This is a genomic window from Pseudarthrobacter sp. BIM B-2242 (genome assembly GCF_014764445.1).
GTDB classification, from domain to species: domain Bacteria; phylum Actinomycetota; class Actinomycetes; order Actinomycetales; family Micrococcaceae; genus Arthrobacter; species Arthrobacter luteus_A.
In genome coordinates this window covers 1,186,166-1,212,401 of sequence record NZ_CP061721.1, presented here as the reverse complement: position 1 = coordinate 1,212,401, position 26,236 = coordinate 1,186,166, and the positions used below count along the sequence as shown (strand labels likewise).

Sequence of the window (26,236 nt, the reverse complement as noted above, 5' to 3'; positions counted from 1 at the left end):
TACTTCCTGAAGAATTAGATTGCTCGCTTCCTTAGCCGCCGGCGTTCACGCTCGGAAAGGCCACCCCAAATACCAAACCGTTCGTCGTTCGCCAGCGCGTATTCGAGGCACTGTGAGCGCACATTGCATGCTCCGCAGACTTTCTTCGCGTCGCGGGTCGATCCGCCCTTCTCCGGGAAAAAGGCTTCCGGATCAGTCTGGGCACACAAGGCATCAGTCTGCCAGCCTAGTTCGCCTTCGTCGTCAAAATCCTGCCTGAACGGCAAGCCGATCCACACCGGCTGAGTGGTCTCCGGCCCGGAAGTGCGCAGTTCCATGGGCGGGTCCAGATGGTCATCATCCGGGTCGTGCCCGCCGTCAAGGAGCGCCTCGTGTGCCGCCAGGAATGCCGTGGCCTGGTCCTGGCGGGGGTCTTTGACGTCCCGGTTGTAACGGTCTGCGGCGTCAGGATCGGCGGGATCCACATACCAGTCGCTCGGTACGCCCCGTGCGCGGTATTTAGCCGTTGCCTGGCCGGCGACGGCATCTTCATGGATACGCTCTGCTTGCCCCACGGCGACCCTCCTGAATGTTTTCAGCCACTGCTGGATCCCTTTGACACTCGGTTGTGTGCCGGGATTTATGCAGTCGCTTTCGATATCTAATTACACGTGTGTAACTAGCAGTGAGTCAAGCCGCCGACGGGATAATAATCAACCTTTCGGGCGAAACGCCGTCACGCCACGCCCGGAAATTTTTCTGCAGTCCGGCACGGCGGAGGCCTCACTGCGGCCAGTCGTCCCCGGAAGCCCCTGCGCCTAAGGAATACCGGCAGAAAATACAGGGCCGAAGCCAATAAGACAAATGAGATGACAAAACAATGTGAGTAACATCACAGGCCGACGAGTGCCTGCGGGCCGCATCCTGCCCGGTCACGCAGCTTCCCCGCGCCCCCGGTAACCGCGTATCCCGCGTGGCAAGATAGTGCCATGAGCATCCCGGCGATCGACCTGATGACCACCCTTCGTTCCGGCCACTCCACATCGCCCCGCCTTACCTGGTACGGCCCCGACTCCGAGCGGGTGGAGCTCTCCGGCCGTGTCCTGGACAACTGGGTGGCTAAGACAGGCAACCTGCTGCAGGACGAGCTCGACGCCGAACCAGGCATGCGCCTCGGCCTTGATCTCCCCGCGCACTGGAAATCATTGATCTGGGCCCTGGCTGCCTGGCAGATTGGCATGGAGACCGTCCTTAACGGGAGCGAGGCGGACCTGCTCGTCACCGACAAGCCCGGAAATGTAACGGGAACGTACGACGCCGTAATCGCCGTCGCGTTGCCGGCGCTGGCAATGCGGTGGCCCGGGGACCTCCCTGCCGGAGTGATCGATTATGCCGCCGAGGTGCGTTCCCACGGTGATGTCTTCATGGCACATTCGGATCCGTCGGCGTCGGGCTGCGCCATTGCGGGCAGCGACGGCCAACGGCACCTTCATGAAGGCCTGCTGACCGGCTTCGCCGCTCAGCACGATGAAGGAGTCAGGCTGCTGGTACCGGCATCAGATGGACTGGAAGCAGCCCTGGCCAACTCCCTGGGCGCCTGGCAGAACGGCGGCTCCGTGGTCCTGGCCCACGCCGACGTGCAGCTGACGGATCAGCTCCTCGCCGCAGAACGCGTCCAGGGAAAGTAGCCCTGCAGAGGACGCACCCCGGCCTGCGAGGCTGCCCGGCTCAGTGCCCGGGTCAGCGCCCGGCTACGGCTGCCGCGTGGCGTCCGGAGCATCCTTCTCCGGGAGGTCCGCGCTCTGCACGGCCGCAGCCGATGCCTTCTCATGATGGTGCAGTTCGATGATTTCGTGGTCGTGGGAGAACTCCGGCTCCTGGTCCAGTTCCTGATTGAACACAAGGAAGCGGTAGGCGAAGAAGCGGACCACCGTTGCGACCAGGATGCCGACAACCCCGGCGGCAAACAGCATGTTTTTGTCGGTGACGTTGAATGAATACTTCGCCAGGGCAGTGAAACCGGTGGAAATCCCGATCCCGATACCGTTGATGAGAATGAACATCAGGAATTCGCGCAGCACGTTGGCCTGCCGCCGATGCCGGAACGTCCACAGCCGGTTGGCGATCCATGAGAAAACAGTCGCAATGCTTGCCCCGACGAAGCGCGCTTTGGCTTCACTGTCCGTCATCGGGCCGTGCATCAGGTAGTACGTCAGGCCGTTGTCGATCACGAAAGCCACTCCGCCGACGGCACCGAATTTGGCTACCTCGCGCCAAAACAGCGAGGCTAGCCCCCGGATACGATCTGCGAGTGAGTTAATCATGACCCTCCATGGCCGTCCGTTCTGTGGGCCACACGGCCAGAGGCCATTTTAGCCCCCAAAACCGCGAACCGCCCCCTCCCGCCCGGTCACGCGACGGCCGCATTACCTGCTTCCGGGCCCCGTGGCGGCCCGAAAGCCGGGATACCGCGAGCTTTTCTGTAGGCTGGCACATGTGACTTTTCCAGTAATCGGCGTGGTTGGCGGCGGCCAGCTCGCGCGCATGATGGCCCCAGCCGCCACCGCCCTTGGTTTTGAACTGCGTGTCCTGGCTGAAGCCGAGGATGTTTCGGCCGTTTCAGCAGTCTCCACGTCACCGGTCGGTGACTACAAAGACCTCCAAACCCTCCTCGACTTCGCGGACGGCCTGGATGTTATGACGTTCGACCACGAGCATGTCCCCACGGACCACCTGCGTGAGCTCCTGGCTGCCGGCGTGAACGTCCAGCCGGGTCCCGATGCCCTGGTCAACGCGCAGGACAAACTGGTAATGCGGGCCGCCATCGACAGCCTGGGTCTCCCGAATCCGGCGTGGGCAGCTGTTTCCGACGTTGCCGGGCTGGTGAGCTTCGGCGACAGGACCGGCTGGCCGGTGGTCCTCAAAATGCCCCGCGGCGGGTACGACGGAAAGGGCGTCCGGATCATCGACTCCGCCGAGGATGCCGCCGAAGCCGCCGAGTGGTTTGAGGCCATGAACCCTCTGCTCGTCGAAGCCAAGGTTGATTTCAGCCGCGAGCTGTCGGCCCTGGTGGCACGGACTCCCGGTGGTGAAGCGAGGGCCTGGCCAGTGGTCCACACCATCCAGGTGGACGGCGTCTGCGATGAAGTTATTGCGCCCGCACTTGGCCTTCCCCTGGAGGTGGCTGCGGCCGCCGAAGACGCTGCCCTGCGGATCGCCCACGAACTGGGAGTGACCGGCGTCATGGCCGCGGAGCTTTTCGAAACTCCCGGAACCGGCACCGGCTTCCTGATCAACGAACTTGCCATGCGGCCGCACAACACCGGCCACTGGACGCAGGACGGTTCCGTCACCAGCCAATTCGAGCAGCATTTGCGGGCAGTCCTTAACCTGCCCCTGGGTGCCACCGACGTTCTTGGCCCGGTGGTGGTGATGAAGAACTTCCTCGGCGGCGATAACCAGGACCTGTTCTCCGCCTATCCGGCTGCCCTCGCACTCGAGCCTGCTGCCAAGGTTCACTGCTACGGCAAGTCAGTCCGCCCCGGCCGAAAGATTGGCCACGTCAACCTGGTGGGGGACGCCACCGGCGACGTGGACTCGGTCCGGCAGCGCGCCACCCGCGTGGCTGACACCATCCGCGACGGCCGGGTTCCGGCCGAAGGACCAGCACGGATTTCCGAGGAGAACGCATGAGCACCGAAACTACGCCCGGACCCGGCCACACCGGCACCGGCACCGGCACCGGCACCGGCACCGGCCCCATCGTTGGGCTGGTCATGGGTTCAGATTCCGATTGGCCGGTCATGGAGGCCGCAGCCGACGCGCTGGCTGAATTCGGCATACCTTTTGAAGCAGATGTGGTCTCCGCGCACCGGATGCCCACCGAGATGATCCGGTACGGCCAGACCGCCCATGAACGCGGGCTGCGCGTGATCATCGCAGGCGCAGGCGGAGCAGCCCACCTGCCCGGCATGCTCGCCAGTGTCACTCCCCTGCCCGTCATTGGTGTTCCGGTGCCGCTGAAGACCCTCGATGGCATGGATTCCCTGCTGTCCATCGTCCAGATGCCGGCAGGCGTTCCGGTAGCCACCGTGTCCATCGCCGGTGCGCGAAATGCCGGCCTGCTTGCTGTCCGCATCCTGGCTTCCGGCACGGACGGGCTGGCGGCATCACTCCGCGCGGACCTTGTGGACTTCGCCCAGGAACTCAACGACGCCGCCACGCGCAAGGGAGCCAGCCTCAGGCAGAAAGTCAGTGAAGTCTTCGCTGACGGCAATGGCGTTCTCCGGGGCAGCCGCTAGGGTACCGGAATATGTCCCGAAGCGTTCAGCACCCCGCCACCGGCACGGCCATGACGGACCCCGTTCGGTATCCGTCCGGCGCCTCGTCCCCCGTCCGGACCAAGCGGGCCTTTGTCCTGCTGCTGATGACACTTCTGGTGCCCGGCAGTGCGCAGATTGTGGCCGGCGACCGCAAACTCGGCCGCACCGCCCTCCGGGTAACCCTGGGCGTATGGGCGCTGCTGGTGGTGGCCGTGCTGCTTCTGGTCTTCAACCGAACGCTCCTGATCAGCATCATCACCAACCCCTACGCCTCGCTGGTCATCATCGTGGTTCTGGTTGCCCTGGCACTGTGGTGGGCGTTCCTCTTTATCAACACCCTGCGACTGATCCGCCCGGTCCTGCTGGCACCGGGGGCGCGTCCCGCCGTCGTGATTTCCCTCGTACTTGCCCTGGTCCTCAGCAGCGGGACACTGGGTTACGCGGCCTACCTGCTGAACGTGGGGCGCAACGCCATTGGCAATATTTTCTCGGCCGGACCGTCGATCGACCCCGTGGAGGGCCGGTACAACTTCCTGATGATGGGCGGTGATGCGGGCGACGACCGCACCGGCCGCCGCCCGGACAGCCTTTCCGTGCTCAGCGTGGACGCCAAGACCGGCCAGACCGCCATCATCTCTGTCCCGCGCAACCTGCAGAACGCCCAGTTCAGCGAAGGCTCGCCCATGCGGGAGATCTACCCTGACGGCTACGACTGCGGCGATGAGTGCCTGATCAATGCCATCAACACCGAAGTGACGAATGAGCACGCTGACCTCTACCCCGGCGTCGCAGACCCCGGTGCGCAGGCGACCCTGGAAGCAGTCTCAGGGACCCTGGGCCTGACCGTCCAGGCCTACGTCCTGGTGGACATGGAGGGCTTCGCCAAACTCATTGACGCTATGGGCGGTATCAGGATCAAGGCCGGCGGCTGGGTTCCGATGAGCGGCTACTTCGACGAAGTGACGCGTACTCATGGCATGCCCCTGGGCTGGATTCCCGCCGGTGAACAAACGCTCGACGGCGACCAGGCACTCTGGTACGGACGGTCCCGCGAGTACGTCGACGATTACGCCCGGATCCAGCGTCAGCAGTGCGTCCAGCAGGCCATGCTGAAGCAGCTCGACCCGGCGACGCTGCTGTCCAAGTTCGAGGACATCGCCAGCGCAGGCACCAAAGTGGTGGATTCCAACATCTCGTCGTCCCAGCTCGGCAGCTTCCTGGACCTCGCCATTAAGGCCAAGGGCCAGGAAGCCAAGCGGCTGACCATCGGCCCGCCCGACTTCGACGCGTCCTTCTCGACGGTGCCTGACTTCGACGTCATCCACACCAGGGTGGACCAGCTCCTGGCGTCAGCCTCCGGCCCGCAGGCCGCCGCACCGCAGGACGGCGTGATGGATGACCGTGTGACCGGCGACGGGATCGTGCAGGCATCAGCTGCGGGCGGCCACCCGCAGGCGTCCGGGCCGCTGCGGCCTGTTGCGGGCCTTCGCGCAGGCGTGCCCGGGCAGCAAACCCCGGCGCCGTCGCCGGACTTCACCCCGGTGACTACAACGCCCGACGGCGAGCCGATCACCGAGGAGCTGCTGACCGAGCTCAAGCTTGCGGGTAATGAGGAAGCTATCCGTGAACTCGTGGCCACCAACGGCCAATGTGCGCCCATGTAGGCATGCTGCCCCACTCCGCCCCACCGAACTCTTACCTGACTGAATACAAAGGAATGGACCCCGGCTGTGTACGAACTTGAAAACGCCCTTCGCGACTATGCCTGGGGCTCCAGGACAGCCATCGCAGGCCTGCTGGGACGCCCCGGGTCCGGCGGCCCGGAAGCCGAGCTGTGGATCGGTGCACACCCCGGCGCCCCGTCAAAGGCCCGCCGTCCTGACGGCTCCGAAGCACCACTGGACGCGTTGATCTCCTCCGATCCGGAGCATTTCCTGGGCAGTGAATCCTTGGCGGAGTTTGGGCCGCGGCTGCCGTTCCTCACAAAACTCCTTGCCGCCGCCCAGCCGCTGTCGCTTCAGGTTCATCCCAGCATTGAGCAGGCCAAGGAGGGCTTCGCGCGCGAGAACGCTGCCGGTATCGCCCAGGATGCGGCCAACCGGAATTACCGTGATGACAACCACAAGCCGGAGATGATCCTTGCGCTGACGCCGTTTGAGTCACTGTGCGGATTCCGTGCGCCGGCGGCCACACGGCAGATCCTGCTGCACGTGGCCGGTTGTTTCGACCCCGTGGAAGGCGACGTGCCGGCTCTGCTCAACGAGTTGCTGGACGACCTTGGTTCACCCAACGAAGGCGTCGGCCTCCGGAACGCCTTTGAACGGCTGATCAACGGCGGCGAAAAAGTCTCCGAGGCCACGGCCATGGTGGCTGCTGCCTTGGCCTCCGGCGCCCCGCTGGCACCGTACCAAGCGGAGCTGTCCACGGTGGTCAGCCTGAACGAGCAGTACCCGGGTGATCCTGGCGTCCTGATCTCGCTGCTTCTCAACCGCATCTCCCTCGCTCCCGGCGAGGCCGTCTACCTGCCCGAGGGCAAAGTGCACGCCTACCTCTCGGGGCTGGGAGTGGAAGTCATGGCCTCCTCCGACAACGTGCTCCGGGGCGGACTGACACCCAAGTTCATTGACGTGCCCGAGCTCCTGCGCACCGTCGACTTCACGTCGGTGGCAGTGCCGATGCTCACCCCGGAATTTTCCGCGCTGGGTCAGGAACTCTACCGCCCGCCGTTCCGGGAATTCCAGCTTCAGCGGATCGAGCTGGCCCCCGGCGCCGCACCGGTCCCGATCGCCCAGTCAGGGGCCGCCGTTGTGCTTGTGGTCTCGGGCGCCGTGTACCTGGACTCCCCCAAGGGTGACCTGAAGCTGGCCCGCGGCGGGAGCGCATTCCTGGCCGCCTCCGAGGCTCCGGTCAACGCGCATCCGGTGGCGGGCGCCTCGGAGGCAGCCGTTGCTTTCGCGGTCACCACCGGGGCCGGCAAAGGCGCCTAGCGCTGTGTGACCCGTCCCAGGAACGACCGTGCCGCGGGCAGGGCCTTCCGAGCTGCCGGCAGGGCATTCTGTAGCCCCCTCCGGGCTGCCGGCAGGGCCTTTCGCGCTGCCTGCAGCCCCTTGCGGGCGGCCGGCATTGCCCGGGCGTACACGGGGTAAAGGGGTGACAGCGGCTTCTCCCACGTGCCCATCAGCAAGTTCTCATGCTTGGCGAACTGTTTCTTGAAGTCCGAGATGCCGTCATTCAGCAGGCCGTTGAAGTCGTAGCGCGCGCAGCCGTCCTCGCGCATGGCCTGCAGCGCGGCCCACTTCACGCCGTAGTTCACGCGCTGCTTCTGCCCCTCGGCTGAGACGCCGCCGTAGAGCTCAAACGCCGTGGCCCCGCTTCGGGACAGCCAGACGAACGCCAGCAGCTGCCCGCCGTCGAAGGCTCCGATAATAGGTGACCCCTCGCCCAGGTTGGCGAAGATGTCGCGGTAATACTGGTCCTCGTGGATTCCGAACCCGGCCCGGTCCGCCGTCTCGTGGTAGATGCCCAGTACCTGTTCCAGTTCCGCCGGGGTCTGCACCTTCCGGAACTCCACCTCGCTGCGCATGGCTTTGCGGATGTTGGCACGTGTGGACTTGGACATCTCTGCCATGAGTTCATCGTCGCTCTTGGCCAGGTCGAGGATGAGGGTCCGGGGGATCAGCACGGTGTTGCTGGACGGGGTGAAGCCGGCGGCGGCCACCGCCGGGGCGAAGGCGGACTCGGCGTCCCAGTCAGGCTCGATGCTCAGCGCAACGCCCCGGTGGCGGCTGGAAGCATGCGCTGCTAGCTGTTCCAGGACGGCGGTGGCGTGGTCGGCGGAGCACATGGGGCCGCGCGGCACGTACACGAGTGCCCGGAACGGGAACGGCAGCTTGCGGATCAGCAACTGGGCGCAGCCGAGGATGTTTTCGTCGTCGGTGACCAGGACCCGGTCCACGGACCAGCCATGCATCCCCTTGGTCTCACCCCAGCCCCACAGTTGCTGCGGATGGCCCTGAAATTGGTCAACGTATCCGTCCCAGACGGCGCGGTCAGTACAGGGCATAACGGCAAGACTCATGAATTCAACCCTATACCAACGCCTTGGTGTGCCCGGCCCTGCGGCGGCTGCCCCCGGATGCCGGCACACCGTGGCACAGGCACGAAAAACGCCACACCGCCGGAGCGGTGTGGCGTTGTTCCGCTATGCCCGGAACTAGTTCTTGCGGGCGTAGCCTTCCCACTTGCTGGCCTGGTGCTCGCCGTCGACAAAGCGGATGGTGCCGGACTTGGAGCGCATCACGATGGACTGGGTCAGGACCTTGTCCTTGGAGTAGCGCACACCCTTGAGGAGGTCGCCGTCGGTGATGCCCGTGGCCGCGAAGTAGCAGTTGTCGCTGGACACGAGGTCGTTGGTGGACAGCACGCGGTCCAGGTCGTGGCCGGCGTCGATGGCCTTCTGCTTCTCGTCGTCGCTGGTGGGCCACAGCCGGCCCTGGATGACGCCGCCGAGGGACTTGATGGCGCAGGCGGCAACGATGCCTTCAGGCGTGCCGCCGATACCCATGAGGGCGTCAACGCCGGTGCCGGAGCGGGCTGCGGCAATGGCGCCGGCGACGTCGCCGTCCATGATGAACTTGGTGCGGGCACCGGCTTCGCGGATCTCCTCGACCAGCGGACGGTGACGGTCGCGGTCCAGGATCATGACGTTGAGCTGGTTGACCTTCACGCCCTTCGCCTTGGCGATCAGGTGCAGGTTCTGCTTCACCGGGAGCCGCAGATCGACCATGTCGGCAGCTTCCGGGCCCGTGACGAGCTTTTCCATGTAGAACACGGCGGAGGGATCGAACATGGAGCCGCGTTCAGCCACTGCGAGTACCGCGAGGGCGTTGTTGATGCCCAGGGCGGTGAGGCGCGTGCCGTCGATCGGGTCCACGGCGACGTCGCACTCGGGACCGGTGCCGTCGCCGACGTGCTCGCCGTTGAACAGCATGGGGGCTTCGTCTTTTTCGCCCTCGCCGATGACCACAACGCCGTTGAAGTGGACGGTGTGGAGGAAGGAGCGCATGGCGTCGACAGCGGCGCCGTCAGCCTTGTTCTTGTCGCCGAAACCGACCCAGTGGCCGCCGGCGATGGCTGCGGCTTCGGTGACGCGGACGAGCTCAAGGGCAAGGTTGCGGTCCGGCTCGTCAATACCCACAGCAAGTGAGGGGGAGAGCGTGGAGTACTGCTGGGTCATAGGCGTTGCTGGCACGTGAACCTCTTCTTCGAGTGGCGATCATTGGACCCGTTCAGCCGGATTCAGCCGAGCGATGATTCCTCTGCTACTGATCATAGTCGCGGCGCCAGCCGAGGGCGCCGCCATGACGTCCGCCCGCAACATGGACCGTCTCACCGGTCCACAAGGCCGAATGTGAGTTGGGCCTGTGCATGCGCGACTATAGAGGGGTGAGTGAAATGCAGGAAAAGACCAACGCCGGACAAGACCCCTCGGACTCCGGGCCCGACAGGCACGACGCGCCGAACGGTGATTACCCTCCCGTAAAGCCCGTTATCCCGGCTGCCGCCGCCAAGCGCGCCAATGCGTCGGTGATCGGCATGATCATTGCCCTTCTTGTCAGCATTGCCGCTTTCCTGCCCATTGTCCTGATGAACCCGCTCCCCAAGAGCGACGGCTTCCGCCCGGACATCGACGTCAGCGCGTCAGCCCGGAACGCCGCCGATGTGGCAGGATTCACACCCGCCGCGCCCGACACCGCAAACGCCTACCGGCCAAATTACGCCCGTTGGGAGTCCGGAAGCGACAGTGGCGTTCCCATGTGGGAGGTGGGCTACATCACCCCGAAGGACTCCTTCATCGGGCTGATCCAGACCCGGCAGTCCAACCCCACGTGGCTTCTGCAGCAGACCAAGAGCGCGCCGGTCACAGGAACCCGCGACGCCGGCGGACAGGCCTGGGAACTCCGTGACGCCGGAAAAGGCGAGAAGAGCATGATCCTGGACTACCGCGGAACCACCGTTGTCCTTACAGGCACCGCGCAACTGGACGAGTTCGCTGTCCTGGCAGACGCCGTCGTGAGATCCATGGACAGCAACCCGGCCGTAACGGTTTCACCGTCAGCCAGCCCGGCGCCGTAAGGTAGGCCAGTGGCCACATACCTGACACCTGCCCTCGCCTGGCGCCGCATGCGCGAAGGCAACGAACGCTTCGTTGCCGGCGAATCGTCGCACCCGAACCAGGACGCGTCCCGCCGCTCCTCGCTTGTCGAGAACCAGCATCCCTTTGCTGTGATCTTCGGCTGCTCCGACTCACGGCTCGCCGCGGAAATCATCTTCGACCTGGGGCTGGGTGACGCCTTTGTGGTGCGCACCGCCGGCCAGGTGATTGACGACGCTGTCCTCGGCTCCCTCGAGTACAGCGTCAGCGTGCTGGGCGTGCCGCTGATCGCCATCCTTGGGCACGACAGCTGCGGTGCGGTGAGCGCCACAAAGGATGCTGTCGAAACCGGGCAGATGCCGGCAGGCTTCATCCGGGACCTCGTGGAGCGCATTACCCCCTCGGTCCTGACATCCCTGCGCAACGACGAACATGAGGTCAACGACATGGTGGTGGAGCACGTCAAGCAGACATCCCAGCGCCTCGTGGACAGCTCGCGTGTGATTTCCGCCGCAATCGAGGACGGCCGCGCCGCAGTGATCGGCTTGTCCTACAGCCTCGCCGAGGGCCGGGCGAACGTGGTTTCGGGGATCGGCGAGATCTAAGCCAGCCCCTGACCGGGCCCCGTAGCAATGCGGTTCACGGTTTTAGCCCCGGGCGCACATCGTCCTAAGCTAGCCCCATGACTTCCACTGAAGAATTCCGCATTGAACACGACACGATGGGCGAAGTCCGCGTCCCCGTGAACGCCCTGTACCGTGCACAGACGCAGCGTGCAGTTGAGAACTTCCCCATCTCCGGCAAGACGCTGGAACGCGCGCACATCGAAGCCCTCGCCCGGGTCAAGAAGGCGGCTGCCCAGGCCAACGCAGAACTTGGAGTGCTCGACGGCGAGCTGGCCAAGGCAATTGCAGAGGCCGCCGATGAGGTTGCTGCCGGCAAGTACGACGGCGACTTCCCCATCGACGTCTTCCAGACCGGCTCCGGCACCTCCTCGAACATGAACACGAACGAGGTCATCGCCGAGCTCGCCACCCGCGCACTCAAGGCCGCCGGAAGTGACAAGGTTGTCCACCCGAACGACCACGTCAACGCCTCCCAGTCGTCCAACGACGTTTTTCCCACCTCGGTCCACGTGGCCGCGACGTCCGCCCTGATCAACGACCTCATCCCGGCCCTCGGCTACCTGGCCGAGTCGCTGGAGCGCAAGGCTGTTGAGTTCAAGGACGTCGTCAAGTCCGGCCGTACCCACCTGATGGACGCCACCCCGGTGACGCTCGGCCAGGAATTTGGCGGCTACGCAGCCCAGGTGCGCTACGGCATCGAGCGCATCAACGCCTCACTCCCCCGCGTTGCCGAGGTACCGCTCGGCGGCACGGCAGTGGGCACCGGTATCAACACTCCTGCCGGCTTCCCGGAGCGCGTCATCGAACTGCTGGCCACCGACACCGGGCTCCCCCTCACCGAGGCCCGCGACCACTTCGAGGCCCAGGCCAACCGCGACGGCCTCATCGAGGCCTCCAGCCAGCTGCGCAACATCGCGATCTCCTTTATGAAGATCAACAACGACCTCCGCTGGATGGGCTCCGGCCCCAACACCGGCCTCGGCGAAATCGCCATCCCGGATCTGCAGCCCGGTTCCTCGATCATGCCGGGCAAGGTCAACCCCGTCATCTGTGAGGCATCCATCATGGTCTGCGCCCAGGTCATCGGCAACGACACCGCCATTGCCTGGTCCGGCACCAACGGCGCCTTCGAACTGAACGTCGGCATCCCCGTCATGGCCGCCAACCTGCTCGAATCCGTGCGCCTGCTGGCCAACACCAGCCGCGTCATGGCCGACAAGATGATCGACGGAATCACCGCCAACGTGGAGCGCGCCCGCTTCCTGGCAGAAGCCTCACCGTCCATCGTCACACCGCTGAACAAGCACATCGGCTACGAGAACGCAGCCAAGATCGCCAAGAAGGCTGTGGCTGAGGGCCTGACCATTCGCGAGACCGTGGTGGCCATGGGCTTCCTGGAGCGCGGCGAACTCACCGAAGAGCAGCTGGACACCGCGCTGGACGTTATGTCCATGACGCGCCCGCCGCACAAGGCATAGTTCCCACCGGCTCCTTAATTACGACGGCGGCCTCCTACCTTCATCGCGAAGGTGGGGGGCCGTTTTGCGTTAAGGCCGCGGCGCCCGGCAAGGGTCCCGGTGTTGATTCGCCCTCTTCCGGATGCAGACGTAAGTTTGCACTATTTCTGATTTAGTGCAAAAGTTTACTCTGTGAATGAAAGTGCAGAAATCGAAGGCGGTCTGCGGGAGCGTAAGCGCGCCGCCACGCGGGCCGCGATAACCGCCGTCGCCCGGAAACTGACAGCGGAGCGCGGCCTGAACGGCTACACCGTGGAGGAGGTCTGCGAACTGGCAGCAATCTCCCGCCGCACGTTCTTCAATTACTTCCCCACGAAGGAAGACGCCATCCTGGGCCATGTGGACGACGAAATACCCCAGGACGTGATCGAGGTCTTCATCGCCGGCGGCGCACCGTCCGCGTCCGGTGAGATCTCCCCCACCCTGTTGCAGGACCTGATCGGGCTCTCGCTGAAACTCTCCGAAAATATGGCGGCCTCGGAGGAGGAAACCCGTCAGCTGATCGGAGTGATCAAAAAAGAACCTCAGCTCATGCTCCGCATCATTGGTGCCACCGAGGAACGGGAAGCGCAGTTCGCCCGCGACGTGGCCCGCCGTGAGGGCGTGTCCCCTGACCACCCCGTTGTGCAGATGGCTGTTGCCTTGCTGGGCACTATCGCCCGGAAAAGCAGCATGGCCTACTTCTCCGACGGCAACACCCGCCCTTACGCCGTGCTGCTGATGGAAAACTTCTCAGCCGCCAGCCAACTCTTCTCCCAGCATTTTGACAAACCAGCACCCTCAGAAGGACGCCCATGAGCACCCCCGTCAGTTCCAAAACGGCGGCCGCACCGCTGCTTTTGACCCAGAAAAGGATCTGGATCATCTTCTCGGCGCTGATCGCCGGCATGCTGCTCTCCAGCCTTGACCAGACCATCGTCTCCACCGCCATGCCCACCATTGTGGGCAAGCTCGGCGGTGTGGAGCACCAGGCATGGATCACCACCGCCTACCTTTTGGCCACCACGATCGTCATGCCTATCTACGGCAAGTTCGGCGATGTCCTGGGCAGGCGGAATCTCTTCCTGGTCGCCATCGCCCTGTTCACCCTGGCCTCCGTGGGCTGCGCCCTGGCCACCGATTTCTGGGGCTTCGTCATCTTCCGCGCCGTCCAGGGCCTGGGCGGCGGCGGCCTGATGATCCTCTCGCAGGCCATCATCGCCGACATTGTTCCCGCAAAGGACCGCGGCAAGTACATGGGCCCGCTGGGAGCCGTCTTCGGCCTCTCGGCCGTGGCAGGCCCGCTGCTCGGCGGCTTCTTTGTGGACCACATGACCTGGGAATGGGCGTTCTACATCAATATCCCGATCGGCATCGCTGCGTTTGCCATTGCGTGGTTCACGCTGACGCTGCCGAACAAGAAGGCTGAAAAGCGGATCGACATCCTGGGCGTAGTGCTCCTGTCCGCCGCTACAACCTGCCTGATCTTCTTCACCGACTTCGGCGGCAAGAAGGACGAGGGCTGGGATTCACCGCTCACCTGGGCATTCGGCGCCGGGCTCATCGTCACGGCCGCCGCCTTCGTTATGGTGGAGCGCCGCGCCGAGGATCCCATCATTCCCTTGAGCCTTTTCAAGAACCGGATCTTCGTTAATGCCACGGCCATCGGGTTCACGCTGGGCCTGGGCATGTTCTCCGCCATCGCCTTTGTCCCCACGTTCCTGCAGATGTCGTCCGGCACCTCCGCCGCGGAGTCCGGCCTGTTGATGCTTCCGATGATGGTGGGCCTGATGGGCACGTCCATCTACTCGGGAATCCGGATCTCCAAAACCGGCAGGTACAAAATGTTCCCCATCCTCGGATCAGCCTTCACCATGGCCGCCATGCTCTGGATGACCACTCTGACCGCCGCCACACCCATTTGGGTCATCTGCATCCAACTGTTCATCTTCGGAGCCGGCCTGGGCCTGATCATGCAGGTGGTGGTCCTCGTGGTGCAGAACTCCGTTCCGGCGGACCAGATCGGCACCGCCACAAGCACCAACAACTACTTCCGTGAAGTGGGTGCGGCCATGGGCGTTGCAGTCTTTGGTGCCATTTTCACCAACAGGCTTTCGGAGTCCCTGACCAGCGCTTTCACAGGTGCCGGGGCGTCATCGGAGCAGGCTGCTCAGTCCACCAGTTCGCTGGATCCGCAGGCTCTGAGCCAACTGCCGGACCAGCTGCGGGACGCCGTGGTCAATGCCTACGCCGAATCCTTGGCGCCGGTGTTCTGGTACCTTATTCCGTTCATCGCCGTCGCCCTGTTGCTTGCCATCACCCTCAAGCAGATTCCCCTGTCCGACACTGCCGGCATGGTGGCCCGCGGTGAAGCTGTGGGCGGAGAGGAAGCCGACCGGCTGGAGGCAGAGCATCTGGCCATGCTAACCGGGAAGTCTGAGACGGTTTCTGCTCCCGGGCACAAAGGAACTCCCGATGCTTCTGCCGGCCCCGGCTCTGAGGTTACACAGGACGACCACGGCGAACTGGTTTCCCAGCCTCGGTGACCGGAGGAGGTAGACCGGAGGAAGTAGACCGGAGGAGGTAGACCTCAGGAGGTTGACCGGTTTACCGGAGCAGGCAGCTGACTCCCCGTTTCACGCAGTACCAACTCAGCCGCAGGGGCGCCTGACCCGCAGGGCGCCGCGATCTTGGGGGTTGCGGCGCCCCTGTTCGCGTCCGGCCGCCCGGCCTGGATGTTCGGCGAGCCCAATATCCGCCCTCCAGAGAACACCTCGTATTAGGGATCCGGGCGTGGCGCTGCTTCGACAAGGCCCGGCTGAAGGTCCGCGATCCACTCGTCCGGCAGATGTGGCGGTTCCCAGTCGGGCCGTTCGCTCGCGTAGCGTCTGCCGGTGGGTGAGATCCAGCCTGGAGGGTGATCCGCGGTAGCCGGGCCGGGTGTCCAGCCGGTGCTGTGCCGCAGCTTGTGGTGCTTCGGGCAGGGCTGGGCAAGGTTGCTGATGCCGGTAGTTCCCCCGTTGGCCCACGCGAGAAGATGGTCCGCTTCATTGTCCAGGGAAGGGTTGCTGCAACCCGGGAACGGGCACTTCCCGTCGCGCATGCGAAGCCATTGGCGTTGGGCTTTGGTGACCCGGTAACTGGTCCGCCCGATCTCCAACGGCGCACCGTCCCGGGGGTCGATGAGGACGCGATGGAACGACTCGGCACCATCGGCAATAAGCCTGCGTGCCATGGTGACCGGAATCGGCCCATGCCCGTCCAGCATGGCGGGTTCGTCCGTGGCGCCAAGGAGGGACATGACGGGCACGGTAATCAGGACCTGCGCCCGCGGCGACGGGACACCTGCGTGGGGATCGTCAGCGGCCCCGCCGAGGAGCAGGGTGGCGGCGACATCGGCACGCATCTGGGTCAGGGTGCGGTCCTCGTCCGGGCCCTGCAACGCCCGGGCCGCGGCTGTGGCCCGGTTCCAGATCCCGGCGGCCCGGTCAGCGGGCAGGTACGCGGAGAGCCAGGCCATGCCGTCCCGGTCCGGGCGGTATTCCAGGCGCCGGTCCGCGACGGAGCGGGTATGGCGTTTTTCGATGCTGACCGGGTGGTGGCGTTCCCGCCAGATCCGGGCCTTGTGCCGGAACCGGGAGGGAACAAGTTCCCCGGCGGGGCCACGGGCAGGGTTAGGTGCGTCGGGGTCCAGGAAGTGCGCTTCCAGAGCCTTCGCAGCGGAGGGGTCAAGGTTGGTGGCCTCGTCCACCATGACCCGCGCGTGCTGCCACGAAATTGCCCCGGCCTGCAGGGCGGCGAGGGTCAACGGTAAGTCAGCGGTGAGGGTGTGCGATTCGGCCAGCAGGGTTGAAGCGGTCCGTTCGCCGACCGTGAGGGCGCACGCGACCTCCGCCACCAACGCCATTTCCTGTGCGGCGGCCTCCTGCGGCGACTGCGCCGGCGGGTCCAACGCCGTGGAGACTTCGACTAATTCCGCGATGACCTGAACCTTTTCCGCCGCGGTCCGGGCCTCCAGCCGTGCAATCCCGGCCAACCGTTCCAGGCAACGGTCCTTCCGCCGGTGTAAAGGATCTGACGGGAAAAGTACCTCATCCCCGGATTCGTCGCCGCCGGCTCCGCCGTGATCTGGACGGACTGCGGCGGGGACGGTGGAGGCCGTGATGGGTTCCAACACCTCGTCCGCCGTCGCGCTTTCCATACCCCCATCATCCTGCGGGGCACTGAGAATTAGGGTGCGGATAAAAGCCTATGTGGATAACCCGGCAAAAATGCACGCCTCAGGCGGGCAGCAACATGGCAGCGGCCGCACCGGCGAGCATAAAAGGGCCGAAAGGTATGGACGACTTCAGGGTGCCGCGCCGTGCCGCAAGCAGGGCAATGGACCACAGTCCACCCAGCAGGAAGGCTGCAAAGGTGCCGGCAAAGACGTGGCCCCAGCCAAGGTATCCCAGATACATCCCCAGAACACCGGCCAGTTTCACGTCACCGAATCCCATTCCAGGCGGATAGACCAGCCGCAGGACAAAATAGAAGACCCAGAGGACCGCTCCCCCGCCGAGTATGCGCAGTGCGGGCACGCCCAGGATCTCCGCCCCACCCTCAAGTGCCGCCCCTTGGGTCCCGGAACCGGCCACAGCGAGGACGATAGCGGCCGTCACGAGCAGCACTCCAGCCACAGCGTAGGACGGGAAAACGATCCGGTTGGGCAACAGGTGGTGGCGTACGTCGATGACGGTCAGCCGGGCAGCCATCACGACAAAATAGAGGCACGCTGCCAGGACCAGCCAGAAGGCCAGCGGGGCCACATCCAAGAGTTCGTCCAGTCGTCGGATCACCCCTCGGATGCTACTGGATTCCGCCCGTCCATGCGGCGGCACCCACGCGTACACTGTGGATATGTCGACATGGGACACCAGGCGCCGGCCGGATCCGGACAGCGGCAAACCGGCCGCGGACCTGACCACGGTGTTCCGGAATCTTTGCAGGTCTTCACCCTGGAAATGGCAGAGCCTTCGCTTCGAATACCGGGACGAACCATTTACCGATGCCCCCGACGCCGACGCGCCGCTGGTTCGCGCGTGGCTGCGCAGGCCGGGCGCCCTCCGCCTGGAAACCTCGGACGGACTGGTCCTCCACAGCACCACTGGAATCAACGATTCGAAGGACGGGCTCTACATCAGCGCCACACGGAAGTCGTGGCTGCTTCCCCCGCAGTTGGTGGCGCCCGTTTACGACGACGGCGGGCTGGTCAGGCGCCGCCCCGAGGCGGCGTACGGCGAACCGGGCTTCGGAAACGGCCGCTTTTCGGCTGCACTCGATCCCGTGGAGCTGGCGGGCAACGCTCCCGTCCCCCTGGAATTTCCCGGCAGCAACCCGCTGGAAATAAGCGAAGTCCGGCGGGTCGAGCACGAGGGACGGCCGGCACTCGAGGCTCTTGTCAACACAACCGTCTCCTACCGCCCCGCTGATTCTGCAGCACCGCTGTGCCAGCCCGGCAGGAACCGGGTGAGGATCGACCTGGAGACGGCCGTGTGTGTGGCAAGCCAGTCTCTGGAATCCGAAACGTCGGATTACGGACACTGGCTTCGAATCATCGCGGTCGACGAGTACATGCTGGACGATCTCTTCCTGGCGGAGTCCATGAACCTCACGGACGTCCGGCGCCACATCAGTTGGGATATCCGCGCCTAACCTGCGCCGTTGACATGCAGGCCGCTCCGGCGGTCCGCTACGCTTCCCTGATGACCCCGCTGACTTCACTCTGGCCGGTTTTCGGCCTCACCCTGACCACACCCCGGCTGGTGCTCCGGCCTATCACCGACGACGACATTCCCGCCGCCGTCGCAGCGGCAGCCAGTGGCATCCATGATCCCGGGCGGAACCCCTTCAGCAACCCGTGGACGGAACTTCCAGCGGAAACACTCGGCAGCAACATGGCGCAGTGGTACTGGCGCTGCCGCGGCCAAGCCACCCCTGCGGACTGGACCCTTCTCCTGGGCATCTGGCACGAAGGCCAGTTCATCGGCTGCCAGGACATTGGTGCCAAGGAGTTCGCCATCCTCAAAACTGTCAGCACCGGATCCTGGCTCAAGCAGTCCGTCCACGGCCGGGGGCTCGGCAAGGAAATGCGCGCCGCCGTCGCGCTGTACGCCTTCGACCGGCTCGGCGCCGAGGTCGCAGAATCGGAAGCCGCCGCCTGGAACGCCGCCTCCCTGGGCGTCTCCCGCTCCCTCGGCTACGAACTCAACGGCACCACGCGCACGTCCTGGGGCGGCAAAGCCGTCGACGTCCAGAAAGTCCGCCTCACCCCGGCAACGTTCAAGCGCCCCGACTGGACCCTCAAGGTCGAAGGCCACGAAGCCGCAGCGGCGTCTCTCGGCGCTTAACGTGTGCCGGGCCGTGGCCCGACGAACGGAGCCACGGCCCTTGGCGCTGAGCTAGATCTCGGCGCCCTCCAGCAGTTCCGTGACCAGGGCTGCGATCGGTGAGCGTTCGGAGCGGGTCAGGGTGATGTGACCAAAGAGAGGATGTCCTTTCAGGGTTTCGACGACGGCGGCGATCCCGTCGTGCCGGCCGACCCGGAGGTTGTCGCGCTGGGCAACGTCGTGGGTCAGGACGATCTTTGAGTTCTGGCCGATGCGGCTCATCACGGTGAGCAGGACGTTCTTCTCCAGTGACTGGGCTTCGTCGACGATCACGAAGGCGTCGTGCAGCGAGCGTCCGCGGATGTGGGTCAGGGGCATCACTTCGAGCATGCCGCGGTCCATGACTTCTTCCACCACTTCCTGGCTGACCAGGGCGCCAAGGGTGTCGAAGACCGCCTGCGCCCAGGGGTTCATCTTTTCGGACTCTGAGCCGGGCAGGTAGCCGAGTTCCTGGCCGCCCACGGCGTAGAGCGGCCGGAAGACGATCACCTTACGGTGTTCGCGGCGCTCCAGCACCGCTTCCAGGCCCGCGCACAGGGCCAGAGCTGATTTGCCCGTGCCTGCCCGTCCGCCGATGGAAACGATGCCGACGGCGGGATCCATCAGCAGGTCGATGGCCAGACGCTGTTCGGCCGAGCGTCCGTGCAGACCGAAGACGTCGCGGTCTCCCTTGACCAGCCGGACCTGCTTGTCGGCGCCTACCTTACCCAGGGCCGAGCCCCGGTTGGAGAGGATGACCAGGCCCGTATTGACCGGCATTTCCGCGGCTGCCGGGATGAAGACCGGCTCGTGCCCGTAGAGGGTGTTGACCTCGTCCTCGGTCGCTTCCACCTCGGCGATGCCCGTCCAGCCCGAATCCTTCACCAGCTCGTTGCGGTATTCGTCGGCCGTGAGGCCCATCGCGGAGGCCTTGACCCGCATGGGCAGGTCCTTCGACACCACGGTGACGTTCCGGCCCTCGTTGGCCAGGTTCTTGGCTACGGCGAGGATGCGGCTGTCATTGTCACCGCTGCGGAACCCCAGCGGAAGCACCTCAGCGGAAACATGGTTCAGCTCCACCATCAGGGTGCCGCCGTCGTCCCCGATGGGAATCGGATGGCTGAGGCCGCCATGTTTCACCCGGAGGTCATCGAGCAACCGGAGGGCCTTGCGGGCAAAGTAGCCCAGCTCGGGGTCGTGCCGCTTCCCCTCAAGTTCGGTGATCACAACGATGGGAACAATAACTTCGTGCTCGGCGAAGCGCAGCAGCGCGCGCGGATCAGAGAGCAGCACAGAGGTGTCAATGACGAAGCTGCTGATGGTGGCTTCCCTTCCGGAGACGGCAAAACCGGCCGCAGTTTTGTTGACTGCACCGGTTTTTGAGGTGGCTCGCGTGGTGCGAGAGGTAGCTTTCTGTCCCTCGGAGGTAACCTCGGGCAGGTGTTCAGAAGTAGCCACATCGACTCCAGCCCCGGGCACATGCCCGGATGTGTTATTGGTGAGGCGGTTCGGCCTGGAGGCCGGACGCGGCCTCCCATACAACCGGTGCGAAAGTTCGCTCCATGTACTGGCCTCCCCGAACAGCCGGCGGTTTTGCCTGCTGATGATTACAACGTAAATCCACCGCCAGTAATTTCACGAATCTGCGATCGGCGATTCCTGTTGCCGGTTTGTGAATTCCAGATGAACGCGGACGACGGCGGGAACCCGCCCGGGTGCCGCCCTCACGAGCAGCGATGCTCAGGTGCCGAAGCGCCGCTGCCTGCCGGCGTAGTCCCGCAGGGCGCGCAGGAAGTCCACCTTCCGGAACGCCGGCCACAGGGCCTCGCAGAAGTAGAACTCGCTGTAGGCGCTCTGCCACATCAGGAACCCGGAGAGCCTCTGCTCACCGGAGGTCCTGATCACCAGGTCCGGGTCGGGCTGGCCCCGGGTGTAGAGGAAGCGGGAGATATCGTCCACGGAAAGGTTGTCCGCGAGCGCGGCGATGTCCGAGCCCTTGGCGACGGCGTCGTGCAGCAGCTCCCGGACGGCGTCGACGATCTCACGGCGCCCGCCATACCCCACCGCAACGTTGACATGGATCTTTTCATGAACCGGTGTCCGGGCCGTCAGCTTGTTGAGCCGGTCCGCCAGATAATCGGGGAGCAACTCGGGGGCGCCCATCGCATTCACTGAAATGTCGGCGTCCTCGTCGAGCCGGTCCAGGGTGTTGGCGATGATGCCCATCAGAAGGTCCAGCTCTTCACTGGAGCGGCTCATGTTGTCCGTGGACAGCATGTACAGCGTGACGACTTTGACGCCGAGTTCCTGGCACCAGCCGAGGAACTCGTGAATCTTGTCCGCGCCGGCCTGGTGGCCCTGGCTGGTGGGCGCGTTGAACTGCTTGGCCCACCGGCGGTTACCGTCCACCATCACGCCGATGTGTTTGGGAATGCGTCCCCCGGCCAGCTCGCGGAGCAGTCGCCTCTCGTAGAAGCCATAAAGGAACCCGCCCAACTCCACGAGGAGACTCACCTGACTTCCCATACTGTCCGACGGCATTGCACATCCTAGGCTACCGTCCGCAGGGGGTCCGGACGCGCCGGAGACCGGCGCATCAACCGTCACATCGTGTTACCTGCGAGTAACTTACTGCGCCGAAGGATATTCTGGAGGCATGAAAAGCCAGACCCCCGACGGCGGCCGCGCACCCGGACCGGACGGCGGCCAGAGTCCGGTGGACGACGCCGCGGTCCGGCTGGCCGAACTCCTGATGATCAAACCCAAGTGGCGTGGCTGGATCCACACGGTGGCTGCCCCGCTCGCCCTCGCGGCCGGCATCATCCTCGTAGCCGTCGCCCCGACCACCGACCGCAAGATCACTTCGGCCATCTACGCCGCCACCGGGGTCCTCCTCTTTGGCATCAGCGCCATTTATCACCGGGGCAACTGGTCCCCCGGCGTAAAGATGGTCCTCAAGCGCCTGGACCACACCAACATCATGCTGGTGATCGCCGGGAGCTACACACCCCTGGCATGGTCCCTGCTGGAGCGGCCCAAGGCCGTCCTGCTGCTATGGGTCATCTGGTCCGGCGCAATTCTGGGCGTCCTCTTCCGGCTGCTGTGGACGGAGGCCCCGCGCTGGCTGTACGTGCCCATCTACATCGCCCTGGGCTGCGGATCACTTTTCTACATGCCGGAGTTCTTTGCGGCCAGCCTGCCGGCCGCGGTCCTGATCTGCGTTGGCGGCGTCCTCTACATCACCGGTGCCGTGTTCTATGCGCTCAAGAAGCCCAACTTCAGCTATGAGCACTTCGGCTTCCACGAACTTTTCCACGCCCTGACGGTCCTTGCGTTCGGCGCGCACTTCGCGGCGATCCTTATCGCCGTCCTCAGCTGACGGGGTCCTCCCCTGTCATCACCAGGAGCCGCTGCCGCAGCTCCTCCGGCGTGGACACAGGACGTTCACACACCATGTTCCGGCACAGATACGCTAACGGTGATCCGTCGGGACCCGCCGGCCTGCCTGCCAGCAGCGGGACGGGCTCCCCCCGGGGAGGACCGGCCGACGGCGGCACTCCCGGTCCGTCGTCGTCCTCCACAGCCACCACCAGGCCGGGACTGGCGGAGTTCAGGAGTTCACGGTGCAGTGCGGTCCTTGCAGGACCTCGAGCTCCCACAACGGCGGCCTCCACCGGGCCCGCGAGGGCAGCCTGGGCGGTCGCCAGGAGCCAGCCCGCCACCCGCGGCGCGCGTTCCGCCAACGGCGGTAAAAGCGCGAGTACCTGGGCGGCGAGCGAGCGGTGTTCCGCGGATCCGGAGAGCGCAGCGTAGCTGAGCAGGGCACCGGCAAAGGCCGACGCGCCGCTGGGCGTGGCGTTGTCGAACGGGTCCAGGCCCGTCTGGCCACCCTGGGCGGCCCGGACCCGGCCGTCTCCCCCGGCCGTGTCCACCAGGCGGCCGGCCACCACAAACCGGCTGCCGGCAGCCTGCACCAGCTCCTCGGCGAAGCGGTACCACCGCTGCCGGCCAGTCACGGAGTAGAGGGCAAACAGGCCGTCAGCGCAGAAGGCGTAATCCTCGAGCAGCCCTTCAATCCCCCGCGCGGTTCCTGTATGCGAAACGCGGAGCAGCACTGAACTTCCCGCGTGCCAGTGGACACGTTCGAGGTACGCCGCAATCGACTCGGCCCCGGCGACGAAGTCTTCCCTGTCCAGCACCGCTCCGGCCTCTGCGAGGGCGGCCACCGCGAGCCCGTTCCAGCCCGCCACTACCTTGTCGTCACGGGCCGGCTGCGGCCGCTGCTTCCGCGCGGCCAGGAGCGCGGGCCGGGCCCTCATCCACAGCCCCGCGGCGGCGCCCTCCACGCGCCGTGCGGGGTGCAGCGGGGAGCCGTGCGCGGACACGGTACCTTCGCCACCCACATTCATCAGCCGGGCAACAGCTTCCCCGTCAGCAGTCCCCAGCACTTCCTGCAGGCCTTCGACGGTCCACAGGTAGCTGGCGCCTTCGTGGTGTTCGCCGTTCACCACCGAATCGGCGTCGAGAGACGATGCGAGCGCCTCCACCCTCGGCGCGCCGTTGCCGTTGCCGTTCCCGTCGCGGCTCGGGCCGAGCCCAAGGGACTCCAGCAGCCATACCCCGGTCCGGGCGGCCACGTCGGCAGCTTCCGCCACCGGGAACACCTCATTGCCGCCCAGGCGTATCCAGTGCACGTAAATGCGAAGCAGCTGGACATTGTCGTACAGCATCTTTTCAAAGTGCGGGACGGACCAGTCCCGGGTTACCGAGTACCGGGCGAAGCCCCCGTCCAGCTGGTCAAACAACGCCGATCGTGCCATGGCCGCCAGCGTCCGGCCCGCCATGTCCCGGGCAGCGTCTGCGGTGTCCGAGGGGACTGCTGCGTGCCTGATGAGGAACTCGAGCACCGCCGACGGCGGGAATTTCGGGGCGGCGCCAAAGCCGCCGTCGGTCATGTCCTCGGAGCGGGCCAGGGAGGCTACGGCCGCGGGAAGCAGCCCGGGGTCAAGCAGAGGCGGCGGACCGGCAACCGGGACCGCCGCCGCGAGCTGGGCGTCGCCCAGGTTCCGGGCAAGAGCGGCGGCATTCTCTTCCACAGCGTCGCGCCGCTCCAGCCACGCTTCCCAGACGGCTTCGAGCACCTGCCGGAAGGATGGCCGGCCCGGCATGGGGCGGGGCGGGAAGTAGGTGCCGGCGTGGAAGGCCCGGCCGTCCGGGGTGAGGAAGACGGACATCGGCCAGCCGCCCTCGCCGGTGATGGCCTGGGTGGCCGCCATGTACGCGGCATCCACGTCGGGGCGTTCTTCCCGGTCCACCTTGATGGCAACAAAGTGCGCGTTCAGGTAGTCGGCGGTTTCCTGATCCTCGAACGACTCATGCGCCATCACGTGGCACCAGTGGCAGGCCGCGTAGCCGATCGACAGGAACACCGGGACATCGCGGGCGGCGGCCGCGGCGAATGCCTTATCCCCGAACGGCTGCCAGTGGACCGGGTTGTCCGCGTGCTGACGGAGGTAGGCGGACGGTTCCGCGCCCAGGACGTTGGCGGCACCTACGGCCGCCCGCTCCCCGGCGGGAGGGCTCTGGCGCTCACTGTTCATCCGCGCACCTCTGGTCACTCGCTGCAGGGAATGTTGCCGACCATCCCAGTCTACGGAAGTGGTGCGTGCACAGTCTGCGGAGGGACCGGTGGAACGCTGGTTCCCGGCCCCTTCTAGTCCTTGGTGCCCGGCCGGTTGGTGTCCGAGCCGTCCTGGATGCTGTGCCGGCCGTCCTCCGCCGGATGCCGGACCTCGTCGGCTTCAATGTCGGCGGCGGCAGCGGCTGCCTGGCGTTCCTCTTCAACCTGCGCCCGGTACCGGACGCGGCGGATACGCCGAACCATGTCCACGATGAGCAGCGTGGTGGCCAGGACAAAAAAGGCAGTCATGATGAAGCCCCACAGGCCGGGCGTGATCTGGTCCTCGGTAATACCCTCACGCAGGCCGGGCGTGGGCACGGGCGAGGGCGTAGCGGACAGGACGAGGAGCAAGTGATGCACGTTTAACCTTCTATGGAAACTGGTGGGCAGCCGACGCACGGTTTCCGCATCCGGGTCCGCCGGACCCGGATCATCCCACTGCATTTCTACACGGCATAATTTCTACACGGCATAGAACAATCGGCCGTTTCTATCTTAGCCCGGCGAAGAGGTCCTTCTCCGGAAAAGATGCGGGAACGCGGGACTCAATCAGCGAGTAGTCTTCCCACGGCCACACCCGGCGCTGCATCTCAGCAGAAACCGCGAAGAAGAACCCCAGCGGATCCACCTGGGTGCAGTGCGCGCGGAGAGCGTCGTCGCGAACCTCAAAAAAGTCACCGCAGTCGATCTGCGTGGTGGTGGGGTGTCCGCCCGGCGGCGGCGTGTGGCCTTCGGCGTCTGTTTCAAGCCAGGCGGCAAGCCGCTCGGCATACGGGGACTGCAGTCCGGCTTCCTCGAGGGCGAAATGCAGGGCCCGGAACCGGGCCGGGTTGAATGCGCGGTCGTAGTAGAGCTTGCTGGGTTCCCAGGCGGGGCCGGCGCCCGGATAGCGTTCTGGATCACCGGCAGCCGCGAAGGCTTCCACGGCAACCCGGTGGGCCATGATGTGGTCAGGGTGCGGATATCCCCCGTTTTCGTCATAGCTGATGATCACGTGCGGCTTGAAGCTCCGCACCAGCCGGACCAGGGGTGCTGCGGCGCGGTGCAGCGGCTGGACGGCGAACGATCGGGCCGGCAAGGGCGGCAGCGGGTCGCCTTCGGGCAGGCCTGAGTCCGTGAAGCCGAGCCAGCGCTGCGTGATGCCAAGGATCTTCGCCGCCTGCTCCATTTCAAGCCGCCGCGCTCCGGCCATGTCCCGTTTGGGGTGGGCTGCACCTTCCACCGCAGGGTTCTGGATATCGCCGCGGGATCCGTCGGTGCAGGTGGCCACCATGACATCGACGCCGGCGGCCGCGTACATTGCCATGGTGGCCGCGCCCTTGCTGGACTCGTCATCCGGGTGCGCGTGAACGGCGAGCAGCCGGAGCGGAGCCGGTGTATGAGTGGACGCTGTCATGGGGGGACGGCTCCTGATTCTTTTGAGGCAGCCGCCGCGGCCACAGGCCGAACGGGCTGCCGAACTTAACGTGTTGCTGGACGTAACTGGCTAACTGGACGTAACTGGCTAACTGGACGTAGCTGGCTGCTCGACTTAACTGGCTGCCTGGTGGAACGGTGTTGGCGCGGAACCGG

The 26,236-nt window shown here is 65.4% G+C and carries 24 protein-coding genes; 13 read left to right on the top strand and 11 right to left on the bottom strand.

Annotation, left to right across the window (positions count from 1 at the left end; all coding sequences use genetic code 11):
• Window positions 1-14: 14 nt before the first annotated feature.
• A complete protein-coding gene (locus IDT60_RS23375; protein ID WP_255527074.1) occupies window positions 15-554 on the bottom strand; it encodes a WhiB family transcriptional regulator in 540 nt (179 codons plus the stop codon).
• 414 nt (window positions 555-968) lie between these two features.
• Between IDT60_RS23375 and IDT60_RS05700 the strand changes: the two genes are divergently transcribed.
• Window positions 969-1,667: a TIGR03089 family protein gene (locus IDT60_RS05700; RefSeq protein WP_164201457.1), complete on the top strand. Its 699-nt coding sequence runs from the start codon at window positions 969-971 to the stop codon at window positions 1,665-1,667.
• A 63-nt stretch (window positions 1,668-1,730) separates the two neighbouring features.
• Here IDT60_RS05700 and IDT60_RS05695 read toward each other — a convergent pair whose 3' ends face one another.
• Complete coding sequence (locus tag IDT60_RS05695; protein ID WP_164201459.1) at window positions 1,731-2,303, bottom strand: GtrA family protein; 573 nt, start codon at window positions 2,301-2,303, stop codon at window positions 1,731-1,733.
• A 172-nt stretch (window positions 2,304-2,475) separates the two neighbouring features.
• Between IDT60_RS05695 and IDT60_RS05690 the strand changes: the two genes are divergently transcribed.
• The 4 genes from IDT60_RS05690 (at window position 2,476) to manA (ending at window position 7,288) form a co-directional block, all read left to right on the top strand.
• On the top strand, window positions 2,476-3,672 hold the full coding sequence (locus IDT60_RS05690; protein WP_191081217.1) for a 5-(carboxyamino)imidazole ribonucleotide synthase: 1,197 nt from the start codon (window positions 2,476-2,478) through the stop codon (window positions 3,670-3,672).
• The gene (gene purE / locus IDT60_RS05685; protein ID WP_370590723.1) at window positions 3,669-4,280 is read left to right on the top strand and encodes a 5-(carboxyamino)imidazole ribonucleotide mutase; all 612 of its coding nucleotides are present in this window, start codon (window positions 3,669-3,671) and stop codon (window positions 4,278-4,280) included. Before IDT60_RS05690 ends, purE begins: the two co-directional genes overlap by 4 nt.
• A gap of 11 nt (window positions 4,281-4,291) precedes the next feature.
• Window positions 4,292-5,965, top strand: coding sequence for an LCP family protein (locus IDT60_RS05680; RefSeq protein ID WP_191081216.1), 1,674 nt, complete (start codon window positions 4,292-4,294; stop codon window positions 5,963-5,965).
• 66 nt (window positions 5,966-6,031) lie between these two features.
• The gene (gene manA / locus IDT60_RS05675; RefSeq protein ID WP_191081215.1) at window positions 6,032-7,288 is read left to right on the top strand and encodes a mannose-6-phosphate isomerase, class I; all 1,257 of its coding nucleotides are present in this window, start codon (window positions 6,032-6,034) and stop codon (window positions 7,286-7,288) included.
• Here the strand turns inward: manA and IDT60_RS05670 are convergent.
• Together IDT60_RS05670 and glpX are read right to left on the bottom strand one after the other, a co-directional pair.
• Window positions 7,285-8,379 (bottom strand): peptidoglycan bridge formation glycyltransferase FemA/FemB family protein, encoded by a 1,095-nt coding sequence (locus tag IDT60_RS05670; protein ID WP_191081214.1) that lies wholly within the window; start codon window positions 8,377-8,379, stop codon window positions 7,285-7,287. The genes manA and IDT60_RS05670 overlap by 4 nt on opposite strands.
• Window positions 8,380-8,514: 135 nt before the next feature.
• On the bottom strand, window positions 8,515-9,537 hold the full coding sequence (gene glpX / locus IDT60_RS05665; RefSeq protein ID WP_191081841.1) for a class II fructose-bisphosphatase: 1,023 nt from the start codon (window positions 9,535-9,537) through the stop codon (window positions 8,515-8,517).
• A 218-nt stretch (window positions 9,538-9,755) separates the two neighbouring features.
• Between glpX and IDT60_RS05660 the strand changes: the two genes are divergently transcribed.
• The 5 genes from IDT60_RS05660 to IDT60_RS05640 all read left to right on the top strand — a co-directional run bounded on the left by IDT60_RS05660 (window position 9,756) and on the right by IDT60_RS05640 (window position 15,123).
• A complete protein-coding gene (locus IDT60_RS05660) occupies window positions 9,756-10,436 on the top strand; it encodes a DUF4245 domain-containing protein (protein ID WP_191081840.1) in 681 nt (226 codons plus the stop codon).
• A 9-nt stretch (window positions 10,437-10,445) separates the two neighbouring features.
• Window positions 10,446-11,060, top strand: a complete 615-nt coding sequence (locus IDT60_RS05655) for a carbonic anhydrase (RefSeq protein ID WP_164201473.1) — start codon at window positions 10,446-10,448, stop codon at window positions 11,058-11,060.
• Window positions 11,061-11,137: 77 nt separating this feature from the next.
• Entirely contained in the window at window positions 11,138-12,559 is a 1,422-nt protein-coding gene (locus tag IDT60_RS05650) for a class II fumarate hydratase (RefSeq protein WP_164201475.1), read from the top strand.
• Window positions 12,560-12,730: 171 nt separating this feature from the next.
• The gene (locus tag IDT60_RS05645; protein ID WP_191081213.1) at window positions 12,731-13,396 is read left to right on the top strand and encodes a TetR family transcriptional regulator; all 666 of its coding nucleotides are present in this window, start codon (window positions 12,731-12,733) and stop codon (window positions 13,394-13,396) included.
• On the top strand, window positions 13,393-15,123 hold the full coding sequence (locus IDT60_RS05640) for an MDR family MFS transporter (RefSeq protein ID WP_191081212.1): 1,731 nt from the start codon (window positions 13,393-13,395) through the stop codon (window positions 15,121-15,123). The genes IDT60_RS05645 and IDT60_RS05640 overlap by 4 nt, the downstream gene beginning before the upstream one ends.
• 233 nt (window positions 15,124-15,356) lie before the next feature.
• Here the strand turns inward: IDT60_RS05640 and IDT60_RS05635 are convergent, their stop codons facing one another.
• Window positions 15,357-16,778, bottom strand: coding sequence for an HNH endonuclease signature motif containing protein (locus IDT60_RS05635; RefSeq protein ID WP_191081211.1), 1,422 nt, complete (start codon window positions 16,776-16,778; stop codon window positions 15,357-15,359).
• Between the two features lie 79 nt (window positions 16,779-16,857).
• On the bottom strand, window positions 16,858-17,415 hold the full coding sequence (locus IDT60_RS05630; RefSeq protein ID WP_164201481.1) for an A24 family peptidase: 558 nt from the start codon (window positions 17,413-17,415) through the stop codon (window positions 16,858-16,860).
• Window positions 17,416-17,476: 61 nt separating this feature from the next.
• Here IDT60_RS05630 and IDT60_RS05625 point away from each other — a divergent pair, with 61 nt between their 5' ends.
• Complete coding sequence (locus IDT60_RS05625; RefSeq protein WP_191081210.1) at window positions 17,477-18,271, top strand: hypothetical protein; 795 nt, start codon at window positions 17,477-17,479, stop codon at window positions 18,269-18,271.
• Between the two features lie 50 nt (window positions 18,272-18,321).
• Window positions 18,322-18,966, top strand: a complete 645-nt coding sequence (locus IDT60_RS05620; protein WP_191081209.1) for a GNAT family N-acetyltransferase — start codon at window positions 18,322-18,324, stop codon at window positions 18,964-18,966.
• A 51-nt stretch (window positions 18,967-19,017) separates the two neighbouring features.
• Here IDT60_RS05620 and IDT60_RS05615 read toward each other — a convergent pair whose 3' ends face one another.
• The gene (locus IDT60_RS05615; protein WP_164201485.1) at window positions 19,018-20,442 is read right to left on the bottom strand and encodes a PhoH family protein; all 1,425 of its coding nucleotides are present in this window, start codon (window positions 20,440-20,442) and stop codon (window positions 19,018-19,020) included.
• A 282-nt stretch (window positions 20,443-20,724) separates the two neighbouring features.
• Window positions 20,725-21,486, bottom strand: coding sequence for an isoprenyl transferase (locus tag IDT60_RS05610; RefSeq protein ID WP_164206350.1), 762 nt, complete (start codon window positions 21,484-21,486; stop codon window positions 20,725-20,727).
• A gap of 235 nt (window positions 21,487-21,721) precedes the next feature.
• Here IDT60_RS05610 and IDT60_RS05605 point away from each other — a divergent pair, with 235 nt between their 5' ends.
• Window positions 21,722-22,363 carry a hemolysin III family protein gene (locus IDT60_RS05605; RefSeq protein ID WP_370590735.1) on the top strand — a complete coding sequence of 214 codons (642 nt, stop codon included), beginning with the start codon at window positions 21,722-21,724 and terminating at the stop codon, window positions 22,361-22,363.
• On the opposite strand, the gene IDT60_RS05600 is transcribed toward IDT60_RS05605, so the two are convergent.
• From IDT60_RS05600 to mca, 3 genes are all read right to left on the bottom strand, one after another.
• Window positions 22,356-24,584 (bottom strand): thioredoxin domain-containing protein, encoded by a 2,229-nt coding sequence (locus IDT60_RS05600; protein ID WP_191081207.1) that lies wholly within the window; start codon window positions 24,582-24,584, stop codon window positions 22,356-22,358. The genes IDT60_RS05605 and IDT60_RS05600 overlap by 8 nt on opposite strands.
• Window positions 24,585-24,697: 113 nt before the next feature.
• Window positions 24,698-25,024, bottom strand: coding sequence for a hypothetical protein (locus tag IDT60_RS05595; RefSeq protein ID WP_191081206.1), 327 nt, complete (start codon window positions 25,022-25,024; stop codon window positions 24,698-24,700).
• Window positions 25,025-25,154: 130 nt separating this feature from the next.
• Complete coding sequence (gene mca, locus IDT60_RS05590) at window positions 25,155-26,060, bottom strand: mycothiol conjugate amidase Mca (RefSeq protein WP_191081205.1); 906 nt, start codon at window positions 26,058-26,060, stop codon at window positions 25,155-25,157.
• Window positions 26,061-26,236: the final 176 nt, after the last annotated feature.